Source organism: Streptomyces paludis (assembly GCF_003344965.1).
GTDB lineage: Bacteria > Actinomycetota > Actinomycetes > Streptomycetales > Streptomycetaceae > Streptomyces > Streptomyces paludis.
In genome coordinates this window covers 4,672,800-4,691,583 of record NZ_CP031194.1, presented here as the reverse complement: position 1 = coordinate 4,691,583, position 18,784 = coordinate 4,672,800, and the positions used below count along the sequence as shown (strand labels likewise).

14 protein-coding genes are annotated in these 18,784 nt (G+C 70.9%); 8 read left to right on the top strand and 6 right to left on the bottom strand.

The window, feature by feature from the left end:
- Positions 1-401 precede the first annotated feature (401 nt).
- From DVK44_RS20850 to DVK44_RS20825, 6 genes are all read left to right on the top strand, one after another.
- Positions 402-1,379 (top strand): SMI1/KNR4 family protein, encoded by a 978-nt coding sequence (locus DVK44_RS20850; protein WP_114661021.1) that lies wholly within the window; start codon positions 402-404, stop codon positions 1,377-1,379.
- The gene (locus tag DVK44_RS20845) at positions 1,376-3,844 is read left to right on the top strand and encodes an SUKH-4 family immunity protein (protein WP_114661020.1); all 2,469 of its coding nucleotides are present in this window, start codon (positions 1,376-1,378) and stop codon (positions 3,842-3,844) included. Before DVK44_RS20850 ends, DVK44_RS20845 begins: the two co-directional genes overlap by 4 nt.
- Before the next feature lie 227 nt (positions 3,845-4,071).
- Positions 4,072-4,923, top strand: a complete 852-nt coding sequence (locus DVK44_RS37665; protein WP_162793980.1) for a cellulose-binding protein — start codon at positions 4,072-4,074, stop codon at positions 4,921-4,923.
- 497 nt (positions 4,924-5,420) lie between these two features.
- Positions 5,421-6,209: an ABC transporter ATP-binding protein gene (locus DVK44_RS20835; protein WP_114661018.1), complete on the top strand. Its 789-nt coding sequence runs from the start codon at positions 5,421-5,423 to the stop codon at positions 6,207-6,209.
- Positions 6,206-8,806: an ABC transporter permease gene (locus tag DVK44_RS37660; RefSeq protein ID WP_114661017.1), complete on the top strand. Its 2,601-nt coding sequence runs from the start codon at positions 6,206-6,208 to the stop codon at positions 8,804-8,806. The genes DVK44_RS20835 and DVK44_RS37660 overlap by 4 nt, the downstream gene beginning before the upstream one ends.
- A 170-nt stretch (positions 8,807-8,976) precedes the next feature.
- Complete coding sequence (locus DVK44_RS20825) at positions 8,977-10,341, top strand: tetratricopeptide repeat protein (protein WP_114661016.1); 1,365 nt, start codon at positions 8,977-8,979, stop codon at positions 10,339-10,341.
- 38 nt (positions 10,342-10,379) lie between these two features.
- On the opposite strand, the gene DVK44_RS20820 is transcribed toward DVK44_RS20825, so the two are convergent.
- Positions 10,380-11,192, bottom strand: a complete 813-nt coding sequence (locus DVK44_RS20820; protein WP_114661015.1) for a TetR/AcrR family transcriptional regulator — start codon at positions 11,190-11,192, stop codon at positions 10,380-10,382.
- Positions 11,193-11,473: 281 nt separating this feature from the next.
- Here DVK44_RS20820 and DVK44_RS20815 point away from each other — a divergent pair, with 281 nt between their 5' ends.
- Positions 11,474-13,765, top strand: a complete 2,292-nt coding sequence (locus tag DVK44_RS20815; protein ID WP_114661014.1) for an MMPL family transporter — start codon at positions 11,474-11,476, stop codon at positions 13,763-13,765.
- Positions 13,766-13,835: 70 nt separating this feature from the next.
- Here DVK44_RS20815 and DVK44_RS20810 read toward each other — a convergent pair whose 3' ends face one another.
- From DVK44_RS20810 to DVK44_RS37235, 5 genes are all read right to left on the bottom strand, one after another.
- Complete coding sequence (locus tag DVK44_RS20810; protein ID WP_114661013.1) at positions 13,836-14,561, bottom strand: class I SAM-dependent methyltransferase; 726 nt, start codon at positions 14,559-14,561, stop codon at positions 13,836-13,838.
- A 93-nt stretch (positions 14,562-14,654) separates the two neighbouring features.
- Entirely contained in the window at positions 14,655-15,149 is a 495-nt protein-coding gene (locus DVK44_RS20805) for a hypothetical protein (RefSeq protein ID WP_114661012.1), read from the bottom strand.
- A 101-nt stretch (positions 15,150-15,250) separates the two neighbouring features.
- Positions 15,251-16,111, bottom strand: coding sequence for a helix-turn-helix domain-containing protein (locus DVK44_RS20800; RefSeq protein ID WP_114661011.1), 861 nt, complete (start codon positions 16,109-16,111; stop codon positions 15,251-15,253).
- A gap of 30 nt (positions 16,112-16,141) precedes the next feature.
- Positions 16,142-16,678, bottom strand: coding sequence for a DUF6879 family protein (locus DVK44_RS20795; protein WP_114661010.1), 537 nt, complete (start codon positions 16,676-16,678; stop codon positions 16,142-16,144).
- Positions 16,596-16,910 carry a hypothetical protein gene (locus DVK44_RS37235; protein WP_114661009.1) on the bottom strand — a complete coding sequence of 105 codons (315 nt, stop codon included), beginning with the start codon at positions 16,908-16,910 and terminating at the stop codon, positions 16,596-16,598. Before DVK44_RS37235 ends, DVK44_RS20795 begins: the two co-directional genes overlap by 83 nt.
- A gap of 331 nt (positions 16,911-17,241) precedes the next feature.
- On the opposite strand from DVK44_RS37235, the gene DVK44_RS20785 reads away from it, so the two are divergent.
- Entirely contained in the window at positions 17,242-17,580 is a 339-nt protein-coding gene (locus tag DVK44_RS20785; protein WP_114661008.1) for a hypothetical protein, read from the top strand.
- Positions 17,581-18,784: the final 1,204 nt, after the last annotated feature.

Below are 18,784 nucleotides of genomic sequence, written 5' to 3'. Positions count from 1 at the left end.
CACGCCCCCCATGTTGCTGGGACAGCCTGCCAAATGTGACGCACTGTGGGGAAGCTGGGGCGTGCATCGGCCGGGATTCCTGGCCGTTCTCGGCGTTGCGTGCGCTTCCGGTCACGTGCGCGTGACCGTTGGTCACCAAGTGGACGCGGGCGGAGACGGGTGGACCGGGGCGAAGTGCCCGATCTCACTCCGCGCGCGATGGCGGACCGCGACGATCGGACAAGATCCGGCCGGATCTTGTCGGTCGCCCGGGGAAAGTGGCTGATTGTCACCGTCGAAAAACGTCCGGACAGCGGTCGGTCGGGGGACGGGCGGTGGCCTGTTCCCCCTTGCCCCACCGCATAGGCTGTGCCGAACCAGGGCTGTGCTGAACCAGCCGTAAGCAGCAGGGGGCAACCGCCATGACGACAGGTCGGCTCGGGCAGCAAGCCGCGCCACCGAACGCGGCCTACGCCGGGCAGGTCGTGCACTTCCCGGACCCGGTCCGGGCCTCCCGGCACCCGAGAGGTGTCCGGGTGGACGGGGACGGCTTTCCGGACTTCGTGCCGTACGCCCGCGCCGCGGTGGAGATAGCCGAGCCCCCGGTGGGCTTCGGTATCGACGAGCTGCGGCTCACGGACTACGTATCGGCCAACGCGGCGCTGCACGCCGCCGGTCATGAGCTGTGGGGCACGGTCCCCGCCGTGGCCACCCCGCACGGCTGGACCTGGCACCATCTGCCGGCCTCGCGCCGGATGGTGCTGGTGCCGGCCGAGGTGAAGGCCCTGCTGAGACACCACGGCGGACTGGCGACGGCGCCGGTGGACCACGCCAAGCGCGGCACGCGTCCGCTCCAGGAGACCAGGCCGGTGCACTTCGGTCTGCCCAAGGGGCCGGGGCCGGTCGGCGAGCACCAGGTGCTGGGCGCGGAGGAGGATCTCGGCTACCGGCTGCCGGGCGCGTACCGCTCCTTCCTCAAAGCGGCGGGCGGCTGCGCCCCGGTGGGCGCGGCGCTCGATCCGGAGCTGGGGCTCCTGGTGGACCAGCCGTTCTTCACGGTGCGCGACGAGGCCGCGGTCAACGACCTGGTGTACGTGAACAAGTGTCTGCGGGACCATCTGACCAAGGACTATCTGGCGGTCGCCTTTGTCCAGGGCGGCATTCTCGCGGTGAAGGTCAGGGGTGAGCGGATCGGTTCGGTCTGGTTCTGCGCGTACGACGACGCCCGTGACCAGGACGGTCTGAGCGTGCATGAGCGGGTGGAGCGGCTGCTGCTGCCCTGCGGCGACGACTTCGACGCGTTTCTGCTGCGGCTGGCCGGCAGCCCGCCGGAGCTGGAGACCGTGGCGAACCTGATGGTGGACGGCGGCTTCGCGCGCGCCGTCCCGGTGGAGGGATGAGCGCGGTGGTGACCTTCGCGCAGGCGCAGGAGCGCGCGGAAGACTGGGTGAACGGCGATCTGCCCGGCTATCAGCACCGAGAGGTGCGGGTACGGGAGTTCGAGCTGGGCTTCGTGGTGTGGGCGGAGGACCGCGAGGGCGGCCCGACCTCGGACGGCGGCCGGCAGCGGCTGGTCATCGCGCGGGACAGCGGCGAGGTGACGCTCTGGCCGGGGCTGCCGGTGGGTGAGGTGATCCGGCGGTACGAGGAGGAGTACGGGGCGCCGGCGGAGGCGCCCGCGGCGCCGGAGGCACCGGCCCGGATGGACCTGAACCAGACGTCGTTCCTGCTGACGCCGCCGGAGTGGTTGCAGGACGCGGCGGACAAGCTGGGGATTCCGGACCGGCGGAAGCCGGAGGCGGAGGCGGACACCGACTCGTCTGCCGCTGCCGCTGCCTCTGCCGATAGCGACGACGGGCCGGGGGCGGCTGCGGACAGCTCCGGTTCCGGCTCCGAGGCCGGGTCCGGTTCTGACGGCGGCAACGCCTCCCAGGGCAGCTCCGCCTGGCCCGGGGCGTACGAGCCCACCGCCAACGACGGGGTGCCCGCCGCGACTCCGGGCGCGCCTGCCGGGGCGACACCGTGGTCGGGGATCGACACGAGCGGCTCGGGCAATGTCGCGGACGGTTCCGTACCGCTGCCCGCCACGGTCTTCGCGCCGCCGCTCTCGGGGGCGGACGACGATGACGTACCGCCGCCCGTGGTGGCCGCGGAGGCGCCGACCGCGCTGATGTCGGGGGGCAGCCAGCTGCCGCGTACGTCGGTGAACCCGGCGCTGGGCCGGCCCGCCGGCCGCCCCGACGGCGACAGCGCGGGTCCGGGCGGTACGGCGGGCCCGGGCGGTACGGCCGGTACGGGCGCCGGGGACATCGCCGACGCCACGACCAGCAAGGCCACCGCGCCGCCGCGCGGTGCGCGGGGTGGCGGCTCGAACCCGCCCCCGCCGCCGAGCGCGTCCGCGCCCGCCCCGATACCCGCACCCGCCCCTGCGCCCGCGCCCGCGTCGGGTCCGGCGCCCGGTGCTCCGGCTGCCGGTTATCTGCCGACGCAGCTGGCCCCCAGCATCGGTTCCCAGGCGCCGGCCCCGCCGGGGCCCCCTGGCCGGCCCGGTCAGCCCGGTCAGCCCGGTGGCGCGCCCGGGACGCCGCCCGGTGGGGTGCACCACGCCGCGACGATGTTCGCGGACCCGGGTGCCCCCGGTGCCCCGCAGCCGCCGCGGCCTCCTGGCCCGCCCGGTCCGCCCGGCGCTCCGGGGGGTCCCGGGACGCCGTCGGGCGGGGTGCACCACGCGGCGACGATGTTCGCCGACCCCGGCCAGGGCGCCCCGCAGCCGCCCGGCCCCGGCCACGTACCGCCGCCGGGCCCCGTACCCCCGCCCGGTCCCGTACCGCCGCTGGGCCCCGAGTCCGTACCGCCGCCCGCGTACGGTTATCCGCCGCAGCCGACCGGTCTGCCGACCGTCGGGCCCGGCTATCAGGCCGTCCTGCGCTATCGCGCGCCCGACGGGTCCGAGGCGCAGCTCATCCGGCGTTCGGCGCCCGGTACCCCGCACCCCGAGTGGCAGATCCTGCATGAGCTGCGCGCGCTGAACGTGCCGCCGCAGCAGGTGCTGGAGCTGCACACCGAGCTGGAGTCGTGCGAGCTGCCCGGTGGTTACTGCGCGCGGATGATCCGGGAGACCTGGCCGCAGGTGCGGATCACGAGTGTCGCGCCGTACGGTCAGGATCACGCGGGCCGGCAGCAGGGTATGCGTCATCTGCTCACGCACCAGGGCGAGTTGCACCAGGTCGCGGACGGTCCCGCGCGTCCGGCGCCGGTGCGCGCGCCGCTGCCGCCGGTGCCGCCCGCGCCGCCGATTCCGCCGGAGGGGATCGCGCAGGAGCTGATGGCGGCGTTCGGTCCGCAGGGCATCTGCCGGTTCGACCAGCGCGCGGTGTCCCGTCAGGGGGTGCCGGAGATTGTGGCGCGCACGCTGGTGTGGGCGGGACTGCCGGCCGATTTCGGGCCGTTCTTCTGGGCGCAGCAGCCGCAGCCGGTGGTGCCGACGCTGGCCGAACTCGCCGCGCAGCGGCAGGTGCGGGCGGCTTCCGACGCCGGGTCGTATCTGGTCGTGGGGAGCGACTTCGGCCGTGCGCTCTGTGTCCAGTACGGTACGGCCCACATCATGGCCGTACCGGTGGAGGCGGGTCCGGGCGGGCAGCCGGTGGCGCCGCAGTTCGTGAACACGGGGCTGCCGGAGTTCACGCGGTCGATGGCGCTGCTGGGGCGGATGTGGCGGCTGCGGTACGGGCTGACTCCTGAGCAGGCGGGCCGCTGGACGGTGGACTTCCAGGCGCAGCTCGCGGCGCTGGATCCGGCGGCGCTGTCGTCGCCGGAGAACTGGTGGTCGGTGCTGCTGGAGCAGATGTGGGACGGATTGCTGTGACCGTTCGTTGACGTCGCGGTGGTGGAGAGCGGTGGCCGCGCGGCGGTGACCGGAGAGCAGTGCCGTAGGGATGACCGGGGCGCCCCCGCTGATTGGCGGGCGGGCGCCCCGGTCGTATCCGGCGGTGGCCGGCTCTGGCTGTGTTGAAGGGTTGTGTGTCGCGTTGTGTGTCCGAGAGGGGCTGAAAGATGGGTGCTGCACCATTGTCGACTCATGGCTTCGCGTCCGTGTGGGGTCGGGGTTACCGGCCCGAGCAGGTTGATCAGCGGATCGCGGCGCTGGCCAAGGACTGCGAGGACGCCTGGGAGCGGGTGGAGCGGCTGACCGCTCAGGCGGAGCGGATGGAGACCGAGTCGGCGCTGCTGGCCGAGCGGGTCGCCGCGCTGGAGCAGCCGACGTACGACAATCTGGGCCGCCGGGCTCAGCAGATCCTGGCGCTGGCGAAGGCGGAGGACGAGACCGTACGGCGCGAGGTCCGCGAGGAGTGCCAGGCGGTTCTGGACGCGGCTCAGGAGTCGGCGCGGCGGCTGCGGGACGCGGCCAGGGAGCGTTCGGAGGAGATACGGGCGGCGGCGGAGGCGCATGCCTCCGAGGCCACGGAGCGTGCGCTGGATTCGGCCGAGGACATCCGGGGCGAGGCGCGGACGGAGACGGAGGCGCAGCGCGCCGAGTCACTGGACGCGTTGACGGATGTGCGCCGGCGGACGCAGCGGGTGATCGACGACCTGGAGAAGAAGCACGGCGAGATGCTGGCCGCCGATGACCGGGAGTTCGACCGGCGGGGGGTCGCGCTGGAGGCGGAGAGCGACGCGCTGGTCGCGTCGGCGGAGGCGCGGCTCGTGGAGACCCGCCGGATGCTGTCCGAGGCGGGGGAGCAGGCGCGGCACCGTCAGGAGGACGCGCAGGACACGGCGGCGGAGCTGATGGCGCAGGCGCGGGTGCGGGCCGAGCGGGTCATGCGGGACACGGAGCGGCTGGTGCGGGAGCACGAGGAGACGCGCGAGGAGATGCGGGCGCACATGGCGCACGTACGGAACAGCCTGGCGGCGTTGACGGGCCGGGCTCCGACGGCGGACTGAGCGCGGCGAACCGCTGTTGCCGGACGCCGGTTGCCGGACGTCGGCCGAGGGCCCCTGGGAGTCGACTCCCTAGGGGCCCTGTTCTCTGTGCTCAGGGGTCCTTCGGGGTCCGCCGGGGTTTGCCGGGGGCCGTTTCCTGGCGCCGGCCTTGCACCTTCCGCAGGGGGAGGGTGCAGAGTCCACCGTGCGGCTGTCAGGGGGCTCCAGCGGGGGGTGGAGCCCCCTAGGGGGGACTCCTTACTTCGGCCTGGGGACCGGTCGTACCGCCGGAGGAGGAGAAGGGCACCGGCCGCTCCCTATCGTTTTCTTACGGGGACGAGCGGGGCGGGGCACCGGCGGCGCCCCGGGGAGCGGGGGCTCGCCGGGGCCCGGGGGTGGGGGAAACCCCCGGCGGAAGACTGCGCCGGGCACCATCGTGCCGCACCCCCCGTGACCAGCAGACTCGGAGCGCGCGCCGGACAAACGTACGGTGCGTCCGGCGATATAGGAGACATACCGTGACAACGGCTGTGACCATCCCCAGGCACGGGGGTACGGGAGGGCGTACGGCCGTCGCGGCACGGGCGCGCCAGGTGCTGAAGGCGTACGGCGCCGGGGAGACCCGGGTGGTCGCCCTCGACCATGTCGATGTGGACATCGCCCGGGGGGAGTTCACCGCGATCATGGGGCCGTCCGGCTCCGGCAAGTCGACGCTGATGCACTGCCTCGCGGGTCTGGACACGGTCACGTCGGGGGAGATCTTCCTCGACGAGACCGAGATAACGACGCTCAAGGACAAGCATCTGACGCGGCTGCGCCGGGACCGGATCGGCTTTATCTTCCAGGCGTTCAATCTGCTGCCGACGCTCAACGCCCTGGAGAACATCACGCTTCCCATGGACATCGCGGGCCGCAAGCCGGACGCCGCGTGGCTTCAGCAGGTGGTGGACACGGTGGGGCTGGCCGACCGGCTGGGCCACCGGCCGACGGAGCTGTCCGGCGGTCAGCAGCAGCGGGTGGCGGTGGCGCGCGCCCTGGCGGCGCGGCCGGAGATCATCTTCGGTGATGAGCCGACGGGGAATCTGGACTCGCGGGCCGGCGCCGAGGTGCTGGGCTTTCTGCGCAGGTCGGTCGATGACCTGGGGCAGACCATCGTGATGGTCACGCACGACCCGGTGGCGGCGTCGTACGCGGACCGGGTGCTGTATCTCGCGGACGGCAGGATCGTGGACGAGATGCTCCGGCCGACGGCCGACGCGGTGCTCGACCGGATGAAGGACTTCGACGCGCGCGGGCGGACCTCGTGACCGTGTTCCGGACTTCGCTGCGCAACTTCCTCGCGCACAAGGGGCGGATGGCGCTCTCCGCCGTCGCGGTCCTGCTGTCGGTGGCTTTCGTGAGCGGCACGCTGGTCTTCACCGACACGATGAACACGACGTTCGACAAGCTGTTCGCTGTGTCGGCGCCGGATGTGACGGTCGTTCCGAAGACGGACGACGACGGCGACGGTGGCGGTGGCAACGGTCCGGGCGGTGGTAACGGCCGGCCGGACACGGTGCCCGCCGCCGTCGTCCGTACGGTGGAGAAGGCGCCCGGTGTGCGGTCGGTCGAGGGCGCTGTCCACAGCGAGAGCGTGACCGTCGTCGACTCCGACAACAAGAATCTGGGCAGCAGCAACGGCGCCCCGACGATCGCGGGCAACTGGACGCGCAACGACCTCCGTTCGATGAAGATCACCTCGGGTCATGAGCCGGCCGGGCCGAACGAGATGATGATCGACGCGGACACCGCCCGCAAGCACGACCTCAAGCTCGGCGACGAGCTGCGGACCATCACGCCGACGGGCGATGTGACGGCGGAGATATCCGGGATCGTGACCTTCACGGTGACCAACCCGGGTGCGACGATCCTCTTCTTCGACAGGGAGACGGCTCAGCGCGCGCTGCTGGGCGCCACCGGACGGTTCACCCATCTCAACGTCTCGGCCGAGCCGGGAGTCGGGGATGCCGAGCTGAAGCGGGATGTGGCGGCGGTGCTGGGGGCGGACCCGGGCTCGTACAAAGTACTGACACAGCAGGAGGCCACGGACGAGAACCGGTCGGACGTCGGGTCGTTCCTGGACGTGATGAAGTACGCGATGCTCGGCTTCGCCGGGATCGCCTTCCTCGTGGGCATCTTCCTCATCGTCAACACCTTCTCGATGCTGGTGGCGCAGCGGACCCGGGAGATCGGGCTGATGCGGGCGCTGGGTTCCAGCCGCCGGCAGGTCAACCGCTCGGTGCTGCTGGAGGCGGTGCTGCTCGGGATCGTCGGTTCGGTGGCGGGGGTCGCGGCCGGCGTGGGGATCGCGGTCGGGCTGATGAAGCTGATGTCGGCCATGGGCATGGAGCTGTCCGTGGACGATCTGACGGTGAAGTGGACGACGCCGGTGCTGGGGCTGCTCCTCGGTGTCGTCGTCACGGTCCTCGCCGCGTATGTGCCCGCCCGGCGGGCCGGGTTGATCTCCCCGATGGCGGCGCTGCGCGACGCGGGCACGCCGGCGGACGGGCGCGCGGGGCGTGTCCGGGGCATCGTCGGCCTCGTCCTGACGGTGCTGGGCGGTGCGGCGCTGCTGGTGGCGGCGCGGGCGGACAAGGCGGGCGAGGGCTCGGCGTATCTGGGGCTGGGGGTCGTCCTCACACTGCTCGGTTTCGTGGTGATCGGCCCGCTGCTGGCGGGTGGTCTGGTACGGGCGCTGAGCGCGGTCGTGCTGCGGATGTTCGGCCCGGTCGGCCGCATGGCGGAGCGCAACGCGCTGCGCAACCCGCGCCGTACGGGGGCCACCGGCGCGGCCCTGATGATCGGGCTGGCCCTGGTCGCCTGTCTGTCGGTGGTCGGCTCGTCGATGCTGGCCTCGGCGACGCAGGAGCTGGACCGGTCGGTCGGCGCGGACTTCATCGTCCAGTCGGACAGCGGCGCCACGATCGTCCCGCAGGCCCAGGAGGCCCTGGCGAAGTCCCCGGACCTCGACCATGTCACCCAGTACAAGTGGGTCGAGGCCAAACTGACCTCCCCCGACGGCAAGACCGAGAGCCTCGCCCTCTCCGCCGCCGATCCCACGTACCCCGAGGATCTGCGCCGCGAGACGGTCGCGGGCGATCTGTCCGCCGCGTACGGGAAGGACGCGATGTCGGTCGGCGACACCTACGCCGAGAGCCACGGCGTGAAGCTCGGCGACGAGCTGACCGTCGCGTTCAAGGGCGGTGAGACGGCGAAGCTGAAGGTCGCGGCGATCACCTCGGACGACACGGCGATCGACAAGCACTCGATGTACACGAACATCGAGACCGCGCGGCGGTATCTCCCGGCGGACAAGGTGCCCGACAACCTGCTCATGTTCGCCCAGGCGGCGGACGGCAAGGAGAAGCAGGCGTACGCGGCCCTCAAGGACGCGCTCGCCCCGTACCCGCAGTACCAGGTCCGCAACCAGGCCGACTACAAGCAGGAACTGCGCGACCAGGTCGGCCAGCTCCTCAACATCGTCTACGGCCTGCTGGCGCTGGCGATCATCGTCGCGGTGCTGGGCGTCGTGAACACCCTGGCCCTCTCGGTCGTCGAACGCACCCGCGAGATCGGCCTGCTGCGCGCCATCGGCCTCTCCCGCCGCCAGCTGCGCCGCATGATCCGCCTGGAGTCCGTCGTCATCGCCCTCTTCGGCGCCCTGCTGGGCCTCGGCCTGGGCATGGGCTGGGGCACGGCGGCCCAGAAGCTGCTGGCCCTGGAGGGCATGGGCGTCCTCGACATCCCCTGGCCCACCATCCTCACGGTCTTCATCGCCTCCGCCTTCGTCGGCCTCTTCGCAGCCCTCGTACCGGCGTTCCGCGCGGGCCGGATGAACGTCCTGAACGCGATCGCCTCGGAGTAGGACGATAGGATCAACCCTTCCGGCCTCGGTGGATGTCCTCCAACATCCACCGGGGCCGGACTCGCGTTCCGCCACCCGCCACCCGCCACCCGTTCACCTGCCGGCCGCATCGGCACTCTCGCCGGCCGCGCGCCGGAGTGGCTCAGGGCTCATGGCTAGAGTGCTCTGTCGTGGACGCTGCTGATCTTGAACACCGGGCCCGGACGCTGACGGGCTGCGTTCCTCCGCTGCTGGTGGCACGGCTTCTCGAACTCGGTCATGAGCGAGAAGTGGAGTTCCAGGCCGGCCGCGGCGAGTGGTTCTGCGCGCTGGAGTGGGCGCGGCTGCTCGGGCGCCGGGGCGAGCGTGAGCGGGCATTGGAGGTGCTTGATCCCTACACCGCCACGCACTGGTGGCCGGCGATCCGGGCCCGGGCAGAGCTGCTGGAGAGCTACGGCCTGGTGGAGGAGGCGATCGCGCTGTCCCGCCCGTACGCGGAGGCCGGGGACCGGCTGGTGCTGGTCTTCTTCGCGCGACTGCTGGCACGCCACGGCCGCGGCCGCGAGGCATTCATGCTGCTGCGCGCCGGCATCCAGGATTGGTTCCTCGCCGCATGCCTGGTCGACGTCGCCGAAGCGGCGGGCCTGGACGAGGAAGCGGCGGCCCTGTTGACGGCCCGGGTGGAAGCGGCGGTCCCCGCGTGCGACGACCCCGACTGCGGCAACCTCCGGTGCGAACCGTTCAACGCGGTCGAACTGCTCGCCATCATCCGGGAACGGCAAGGCCGGACCGAGGAGGCGATCGCCCTGCTGCACACCCGTGACTCCACCTCGGTCAACGACCGTGACCAGCTGGCCGACCTGCTGGCGAGGCACGACCGGATCGCGGAACTGCGCGCGTACGCGGCTTCCGAGCACCACGGGCACGCCGTGCGGCGCCTCGCCGAAGTGCTGGACGAACGCGGCGACACGGAAGGCGCGATCGCCGCCTACCGGACATTCGGTGCTACGCGGGAAGGCATGTGGCATGCGGCCGTTCCGCTGTCCCAGCTCCTGCTCCGGCACGGACGGAGCGAGGAGGCGATCGAGGTGCTGCGTACGCTCGCCGAACAGCCCGGCGGCGCGGAGGACTGGATCGTCCACGAGCTGTGCACCCTGTACGCCGACCATGGCCGGGCCCATGAGGGCCTCGCCCATCTCGACGCCCTCAAGGCCCGCCGCGGCGGGAAGGAGGACTGGGACTTCTTCCGTCTGCTGCTTCCGCTCATGGCCCGCTGCGGCCTGCTCGACGAAGCGATCGAGCAGGCGGGGGCACACCCCGAGGGCGGCACCTGGTACGCGGCATCGGCCCTCTCCGACCTGCTCGCCGGAGCCGGCCGCACCGAGGAAGCCGCCGCGGTCCTCGAACAGCACACGAGCTTCAACAGGTCTCTGCGCGCCGAGCGGCTCATCGACCTCGGCCGCGTCAAGGACGCCGTACGAGTCCTCCAGCAGCCGACGACCACTCCGACCGCACCTGCTTGGGGCGGCACCCACTCCGCCGAACCACCTTTCTGACAGCGCGGATTGGGATCGACCGGGCCGGGACCGGAGTCTCACCGGCCGGTCGGGCCGGCGGGGCCCGGGATTCGGTGGTGGATGTCTTCGAGCATGGTGAGCATCGACGTCTGGAAGATCTCGGCCTGGTGGCTGCCGATGAAGGCCGTGTGGCCGAAGACCTCCAGTGTGACCAGGCCGTGCAGATGTCCCCACGCGCTCAGGAAGAGCGAGGCCGCCGCCGGGGGCAGGGCGTCGGGGCCCTGGGGGCTCAGGCGTTCCAGGTGTGACCGGAGCGGGGGCGAGAGGGTGAAGGGGCCGGCCGCGGCGAGTTGGGCTGTGGTGCGGCCGGCGAACAGTTCGTTCTGGAAGAGCGCGCCCATCCGGCGCGTGGCCTGTGTGGTGGGGCCCTCGGCGGGGGCCTCGTAGCTTCGCAGCGGTGTTCCGTAGAGGAGTTGGAACCGTTCGGGATGGTCGACGGCCCATTGGCGGTAGCCCAGGGCGGCCACCACGAAGCGCGGCAGTACGGCCGTGTCGCCCGTCGCCGTGACGACGGCCACCGAGTCGCCCGGCGCCGTGTCGCCCGCGACCGCGTCGACGGCGGCCCGTACGGCCTCGGTCAGGTCGTCGTACCCCTTGGTGATGAGGACCGTGACCAGGGCGTTCCGGCTCGGGAAGTAGTGGTAGAGCGCCTGCACCGTCATCCCGAGGTCCCGGGCGACCGCGCGCAGGGACAGCGCCGCCGGTCCGTGCTCGGCGAGGTGGCGCTCGGCGGCGTCCACGATCTCCTGGACGGCTACGGCCCTGCGCCGCTGGCGCAGTGAGGGCGGGGCGGTGCGGGGTTCGGGCACGTGTTCGGCTGCGGTGGGCATGCGATGACCGTACGACGGCGGTGACGGTCGCGGTATCGAAGCACCTCGATCCATGAGGAAAATCTGACACCGTCAGGTAAATCTCCTACTGCTCAACAACCCGCCGCCTGGCTAACGTCGTTCCCGGCGACGAAGAGTGCGACACCGCGACACTGCCACCACCCGGCACCGCCACCACGCGACACCGCACGCGCCGACTCCCTTGCACAGCACGGTCTCTGACATGCCCTCATATCCCTCGGCGTGTCCTGTTTGTTCTTATGGTCCTAAGGAGAACGCACGTGTTTGAACGTCTGGCCGAACTGGCGATCCGCCGGTCCCGGCTGATACTCGTCGTCGCCACCGTCGCCGTCGCCCTCATGGCCGCGCTCGGCGCCGGTGCCTTCGGCAAGCTGCGCGGAGGCGGTTTCGACGACCCCGCCTCGCAGTCCAGCCGGGCCGCCCGGGTCATCGACGCGAAGTTCGGCGGCGAGACGAACCTGATCCTGCTCGTCCGCGCCACCGAAGGCCGCGTCGACGACCCGGCCGCCGCGCGGGACGGCGCGTCCCTGGTGGACCGGCTCAAGAAGGAGAAGAACCTCACCAACGTCGTCTCGTACTGGGAGACCAACAGCCCCGACCTGCGCTCCCGCGACGGCCGCGAGGCCATGGTGCTCGCCCATGTCACCGGCGACGACACCACGCAGCGGGACAACGCCAAGGAGCTGCTCGCCACGTACACCGGCCCGTACACCGGCCCGTACAAGGGCGCGCTGGAGGTCGGTGCCGGCGGCGGGGCCGCCGTGGGCAGCGATCTGGGGGCGCAGGTGGTCGACGACCTGATCCTGGCCGAGGCCATCGCCATTCCGCTGACGCTCATCCTGCTCCTGCTCATCTTCGGCAGCGTCGTCGCGGCCCTGCTGCCGCTGGCCATCGCCACCATCGCCATCGTCGGCTCGTTCGCCCAGCTCTTCGTCCTCGGCAGCGTCACCGACGTCGCGGACACCGCCACCAACCTCACCACCGCCCTCGGCCTCGGACTGGGCATCGACTACGCCCTGTTGATGGTCAGCCGCTTCCGGGAGCAGCTGGCCGCCGGGTCGAGCGTGGACGACGCCGTCCGCCGTACGGTGAGCACCGCCGGCCGGACCGTCGCCTTCTCCGCCGCCACGGTGGCCGCCGCGCTCGCCGCGCTCCTGGTGTTCCCGCAGTACTTCCTCCGCTCCTTCGGCTTCGCCGGTGTCGGGGTCGTCGTCATCGCGGCTGTCGGCACCCTGTTCGTGATGCCGGCGCTGCTGGCCGTACTGGGGCATCGCGTCAACAGCGGGCGGCTGCCGTGGGCGAAGTCGTCAGCGAAGCCGTACGCGAAGCCGTACGCGGAGAAGGACCGCTCCGGCGACCGGGATCCGCTGTACCGGGATCCGCTGTGGGGCCGGCTCGCCCGTACCGTCATGCGCCGTCCCGGAGTCACCGCGCTGCCCGTACTCGCGGTGCTGCTGCTGGCGGCGAGCCCGCTGCTGGGCATCACCTTCGGTACGCCGGACGAGCGCGTCCTGCCCGAGGACGCCGGGAGCCGGCAGGTCTCCACCGCGCTGCGGGAGAACTTCGACGGCAGCGAGGACGCGGCCCTCAACATCGTCATCGGTACGCCGGTGAGCAAGGCCCCACTGGAGTCGTACGCGACCGAACTGGCCGCGCTGCCGGGCGTCGCCCGCGTCGAGGCCAGTACGGGAACCTACGCCGGGGGTACGTCCGCACCACCCGGCCCCGCCAGCGCCGCCCTCGGCCGCCCCGACGCACAGCGGATCAGTGTGATCAGCTCACTGGAACCGAAGTCCGACGCCGCCCAGGCCCTCGTCGCGAAGGTCCGCGCGGTCACCCCGCCCGCCGGATCCCAGCCCCTGGTCGGCGGCAACGACGCCGCGCTGGTCGACTCCAAGGACTCCATCGGCGGCCGGCTCCCGATCGCCGTCGCCCTGATCACCCTGACCACCTTCGTCCTGCTCTTTCTCTTCACCGGCAGCGTCGTGCACCCGCTGCGCGCGCTGGTCCTCAACGGGATCAGCCTCGCCGCCACCCTCGGCGTCATGACCTGGATCTTCCAGGACGGCCACCTCTCCGGCCTGCTCGGCTTCACGCCGCAGCCGATGGAGATGGCGATGACGGTGCTGATGTTCTGCATCGCCTTCGGTCTGTCCATGGACTACGAGGTGTTCGTGACCAGCCGCATCAAGGAACTCCACGACCTGGGCGCGGACAACGAGACCGCCGTCATCGACGGCCTCGGCCACACCGGACGCATCGTCAGCGCGGCGGCCTTCCTGCTCGCGGTGAGCTTCTTCGCCTTCGGCGTCGCCAAGATCAGCTTCATGCAGATGTTCGGCCTCGGCAGCGGGCTGGCCATCCTCATCGACGCCATCGCGGTACGCGGCGTCCTGGTCCCGGCTGCGATGCGCCTCCTCGGCCGCTCGGCCTGGTACGCGCCCGGCTTCCTGCGCACGTTCCACAACCGCTTCGGCCTGAGCGAGAGCGGCCCGGAGCACACGGCGGCGGCGACCGTCGTGGCGCCGGCGAAGGACGCGGCGGGCGTCTGACTGCGCGAGGACAGCCACCCGCTGTGTGCCCGCCTCCACTGCGGAGGCGGGCACGGTTCGTGTGGCGTCGTCAGCTACTGGGAGGCAGAGGTGGCTTGAGTGGCGCAGGGGCCGAGGGGGCGCAGGCGGCGGAGGAGACGACGGTGGCGCGGGCGATCAGGGTGCCGATGTGCCCGGCGGTCGGGGCGTCGAGGATCCAGGCGTCGGCCTCGGCGAAGCCGGCGTTCAGGAGAAGCCGTTCCCAGGTCCCGGGGGTATGGCTGTAGCGGTACGTATAGCGCGCCGGGCCTGCGAAGCCGCCCTTGTACATGCCCTGGGGGCCGTAGGCGCCGGGGATGGCGGGCGGGTGGGAGAAGACCAGGACGCCCCCCGGGTTGAGCCGCTGGACGATCAGCGGAAGCAGTTCCTCCGGGTCGGTGAACCAGACGGCCCCGAAGATGGAGTAGACCGCGTCGTACGTCTCCGACTCGGCCCGCAGATGCTCCAGCACCTCCGCGCACACGAAGCGGACGCCGTCCGGCCCCCAGCGTGCGGTGGTGTGCTCCACCATGACCGGCGACATGTCCACCCCGGTCGCCCTGACGCCCTGCCGGACGAGGTGCGCCAGCGCCCGGCCCGTACCGCAGCCGATCTCCAGCGCGGTCCTGGGCGATCCGAGAAGTTCGGCGCCCGGCCCGTGGCCGGCGTACTGCGTCCAGCGGAAGACCGGTTCGGAGGCGAAGACCTTGTCCTTGGTACTCAGCGCGAAGGCGTCCCACAGCTCGCGCTCGTGGTCGATGTTGTGCTGTGCGGGCAACGTGTTCCTCTGGGCGGGTCGGTGAGTGGTGCGCGAAGGGGGCGCTCTCCGTCCTGCGGACGAGGACGGAGAGCGGCCCCGTACCTATCGGGGTCAGTGGCTGTCGGGAACCTTGTTGTCGCACGGGGAGCAGTCCGACGCGTCCACCGACCACAGCTCCTCATCCACCGCGAACCCGTTCCCGCGCAGCAACTCGGCGGTCCGCGTCACCGTGCCGTCGCGGCGCCGCTCGATGAGGGGAGCGTGATGCTTGTAGCGGCCGTCGTTGTACTCCTCGCAGAACGCGAAGTAGAGAGGCGTGTCCAGGATGAGCTGATGGACGCCGATGTCGACGGTGCAGCCGACACCCATGTCCGTGCCGGGGTGCTCCATGGCGGTCACCAGATACGCGACTCCCTGGCCGAGGATGCGTTCCGCCAGGCTGCGGACGGCCACACTGTCCCGGAGCAGCAGCCGGACCTCTCGTTCCCAGAGATCTTCCACACCGACGTCCGCGACGAGATGCGGAACCCGGTCCTGTAACGCGTTGAGGATGACCCGCGGGTCACGGGTCCTGAGCCTGACTGCTGTGCTCATGCGTACCTCCATGAGTCTGAGCCGTGGTCGTGTGTCGTGGCTCGAAGGTAGGAACTCGCGCACCGTCCGAGCAATGAGATTGCACAAGATTGCATGTGAATCACCCTTGAGTGTCAACCGAGTGTGCCGAGGGCCTCATGGATCAGGGCCCGCGCGGCGCTGCCGTGGACCGCCATCTGGGACAGCTTGCTGAACGCGCGCTGATACACGGTGACTTCGCCGGGGCGCTTGATGTTCATGTCGGCCGAGAGGGTTTCGACCTGCACCTGGATGTTGTCGTAGATGACAAAGCCTTCGAGTGTCCACATCTCGCGGACCGCGGTCCGGGGAATGACCCCGAGGGAGACGTTGGGCAGCGTCATGACGGAGAGCAGATAGGCGAGTTGCCTGGACATGACGTCGGCGTCCCCGAAACGGAAGTACAGGACGTCTTCCTCGATCAGCAGCGCGAAACGCCGTCGCGCGTCGTAGATGATCTCCGATCGTGCGACGCGCGCGATCGCGGCTTCCTCGGCGTCATTCGCGACGTTCTCGAATGACGCGATGGAGCTGAGGAGCGCGGTGGCGTAGCCCGCGGTCTGGACGAGGCCCGGGATGACGTTCGAGCAGTACACCCGCATGTGCTCGGTACGCAGGTACAGAGGTACGACGGAGTCCTGAGCCTTCTTGAGGCCGCGACTGTGGACCAGCTTCCACTCGCGGTACATCGAGTCGGCATGGCGTGAGGACGCGATGAGGTCGGGAATCTGCTCATCGGCGCCGCATGCGCGGCACCAGGCGCGTATGTCCTCGTCCGACGGCCGGGTGCGCGCGTTCTCGATACGCGACCGCTTCGACGCGTGCCAGCCGCACCGCTCGGCCAGCTCAAGTCCGGTGAGGCCCGCATCCCTCCTGATCGTTCCCAGCTGAGTGGCCACAGCCCTGCGGACCTCTTCGACGCTGTCGAGTGCTTCGGGGTGGTGCGAGTAAGCCATGGGTGGGTCTGTCCGGTCCGGTGATCGTGCTCAGATTCTGTAGTGGTCGTGGGGAGTCGCGAGGGCCCAGGCGGCTGCGAAGGCGCGTGCCGCGAGTCGCGCCACGGCTGGTTCCGTTCGGAGTTCGCGGCCCTCGGGTGACACCTCGCCGTCACCGGCGAAATGGTTGAAGAGAACCGTCTCCTCGTCGAAGAGCCAGAAGTCGTTGCCCGGCAGGGCCAGGGCGGACGCCTGCCGGCGCGGCAGCCACCGTACGTTCTCCCCGGCCCCGGTGTTGACGACGGTGCCGGCGTGCTCGTACCTGATGTAGTCCGAGACCGGCTCGGAGACGATACGGACCCGGCGGACCTCAACGCCACGCCGCACGGTGTCCTTCACGAGCGACACCCACGGCCCCCAGTATGCGGAGGCCGGGTCCACGTCCCGCTCGCCGGTTTGCCGCCAGTGCCGGAAGTCGTCCGCTTCGTCGCTCACCCCGTACGCGTCACGCATCTCCAGATGCACGGCCGCCCGCGTCGTCGCCGCCATGAGCTCCTCGAAGCTGGGCTGCTGCCCGCTCTGCCGCATCACACGCCTCCCTCAAGACTGAAATCATCCGGAACGGAATCCGGACCACGGTCTCGTCCGAGGGGATGCCCACGGCGTGACCCGGAACGTGGAATGCGGCGCATTCCCTTTCCAGTTCGGCGTCAGGCTTCCACCCCTGGAAGACCAGCTCTTCGGCCCTCTCTCGTAACCACACGGTTGGCGAGTTGGATGTGCCCGTCTCCGGGTCGATACCTACGAACCGCAGTTGCATGGCGTCCTCCCCATACGGAGCCGATTGCGTGCCATTGCACAGTGGCTTGCCCGTCGATGTCCAGACACCCTGGAGGCGGAACAGAAGGATTCGGCCAAGCGCAGGAGATGTGAGGGGGCGGCGCCTTTGGTGGTACGCACGCGTTCTGTGCGGGGCTGTATCACGAGGGGGTGGTTGTGGCCGCTCCGGTGCGGGCGCGTTGGTGGGAGGTTCACTCCTTCGAGGGGTTGTTGCGTAGTGCGATGGGTTGGACACTCAGAGTTATGGAAGGGCTCCCTGGTCGGAGTGGCCGGCCGGGGCATGGGTCCGCCCGGGAAGAGAGGGGACCGCTATGTCCATCATCACCGCACCGGCAACCGATGTGGAGGCGCCCGAGCTGACCAAGGGCGTCGCCGCCGGTGGCAATGTCGTTGACATCTGGCGCGGCTGGGTCAACTGGGGCGCGTACAGCGGCTGGGTCGACTACCCCATCACCTGGAGCGTGATCAACGCGAACTCGACGGTCCTCGTCGCGGCCAGCGAGATCGACGGCAACAGCGTACGGTTCCTGGGCGCCGCGCCCATCACGGTCGCGAACATCGTTCCCGCCGCCGGGATCGTGACCGTCAGGGTCAACGTCGCCTGGAGCAGCGGCCTCCGGGTCCGCACGGACCTGGTCGTCTTCAACTGACCGGGCTTGCGGGGAGTCACTTGCCGGCGTGGCTGTCTTGGTGAGCCCGGCGGCCCGGGCGGCCCGGGCGACCACTTTCTGTGGGGTTGTTGCCTGCGGGTCAGTACCAAGAGGTAACCGGGGTGTACGGGGGCGAGGCGCTGAACGCTTGGTGCGGGGTGGGCCGCCCCTCCTCCTGCCAGTGTCGCGCCTCCAGGGGAGGAGTAAAGGGCGCTCCTCCGTCGCGTCGGCTACGCCGACTCCGCTGCGCTCCGCCCTTGACACCTCCCCTTCCGGCGCGTGTACGGGAGAGGGGGCGGCCGGGGGGGGAGGGGGCCCGGGGGGTGGTGCCGTGCTGCCACTCGGTTCAGGGTCCGGCGGGCCGGTGGGCCCTGCGGGGCTACGCAGCAGAGGAATGGGGCGACTCGGCACCGGCTCAGCGGCCAACCGTCCGCTGCTGGTTGCGACCCAAGCCCGCTGGTCACCGAGTGTGGGTTGTGGGGTTACTGAGACGCGGGTGGCGGTGAGTGGGCCCCTGAAGGCCGTCCATGCGTCCAGGAGTGCCGCTAACGCACCTGAGGACACATGTGCCGCCCGAGAAGACCCCCAACCGCCCACCAAACCGGACCATTTGGGGCGGATCGGCAGGAGGGCGGCCCGCAGACCCGGCCGGACAGCAGAACCCACCCGCCTTCCGGGCACCACAACGCAACGGTGACCAGCGGGGCTTGAGTCTCAGCACACAGCGGACCGTCAGCCGCTGAGCCGGTGTCGGGCCGCCCCATTCCTCTGTCGCGCAGCCCCGCAGGGCCCACCCGCCCGCCGGACCCTGAGCCGAGTGGCAGCACGGCACCACCTCCTGGGCCCCCCTTCCCCCCGGCCGCCCCTCCCGCACCCGCACTTGCGCTGGAGGGCCGGGTGTCAAGGGTGGAGCGCAGCGGAATCGGCGTAGCCGACGCGACGAAGGAGCGCCCTTGATACCCGGCCCGGAAGCGCGACACTCAAAGCTGGAGGGGCGGCCCCACGTCCACAACCTCCGCCACCGACCCACCCCCGACAGAGTTCCGCTCTGACCCGCAGGGAACAGCCCACCCGCACCTACACCCCCTACACCCGCCCACAGGCACTCGTCAACGCCATCGTCAACGTCGGTCACCGTCATCCGCACAAACCCCCCTGAACCGTTTGCGCCCAAGGAACGGGCCGCGCCACTATGGGCGCCCGT

Bases quoted from the DNA above. Each gene is read 5' to 3' on its own strand.
- DVK44_RS20845 (WP_114661020.1), top strand. From the start codon at position 1,376: ATGAGCGCGGTGGTGACCTTCGCGCAGGCGCAGGAGCGCGCGGAAGAC.
- DVK44_RS37235 (WP_114661009.1), bottom strand. From the start codon at position 16,910: ATGCAACTGCGGTTCGTAGGTATCGACCCGGAGACGGGCACATCCAAC.
- DVK44_RS20800 (WP_114661011.1), bottom strand. From the start codon at position 16,111: ATGGCTTACTCGCACCACCCCGAAGCACTCGACAGCGTCGAAGAGGTC.
- DVK44_RS20805 (WP_114661012.1), bottom strand. From the start codon at position 15,149: ATGGAGGTACGCATGAGCACAGCAGTCAGGCTCAGGACCCGTGACCCG.
- DVK44_RS20850 (WP_114661021.1), top strand. From the start codon at position 402: ATGACGACAGGTCGGCTCGGGCAGCAAGCCGCGCCACCGAACGCGGCC.
- DVK44_RS20820 (WP_114661015.1), bottom strand. From the start codon at position 11,192: ATGCCCACCGCAGCCGAACACGTGCCCGAACCCCGCACCGCCCCGCCC.
- DVK44_RS20795 (WP_114661010.1), bottom strand. From the start codon at position 16,678: ATGCGGCAGAGCGGGCAGCAGCCCAGCTTCGAGGAGCTCATGGCGGCG.
- DVK44_RS20785 (WP_114661008.1), top strand. From the start codon at position 17,242: ATGTCCATCATCACCGCACCGGCAACCGATGTGGAGGCGCCCGAGCTG.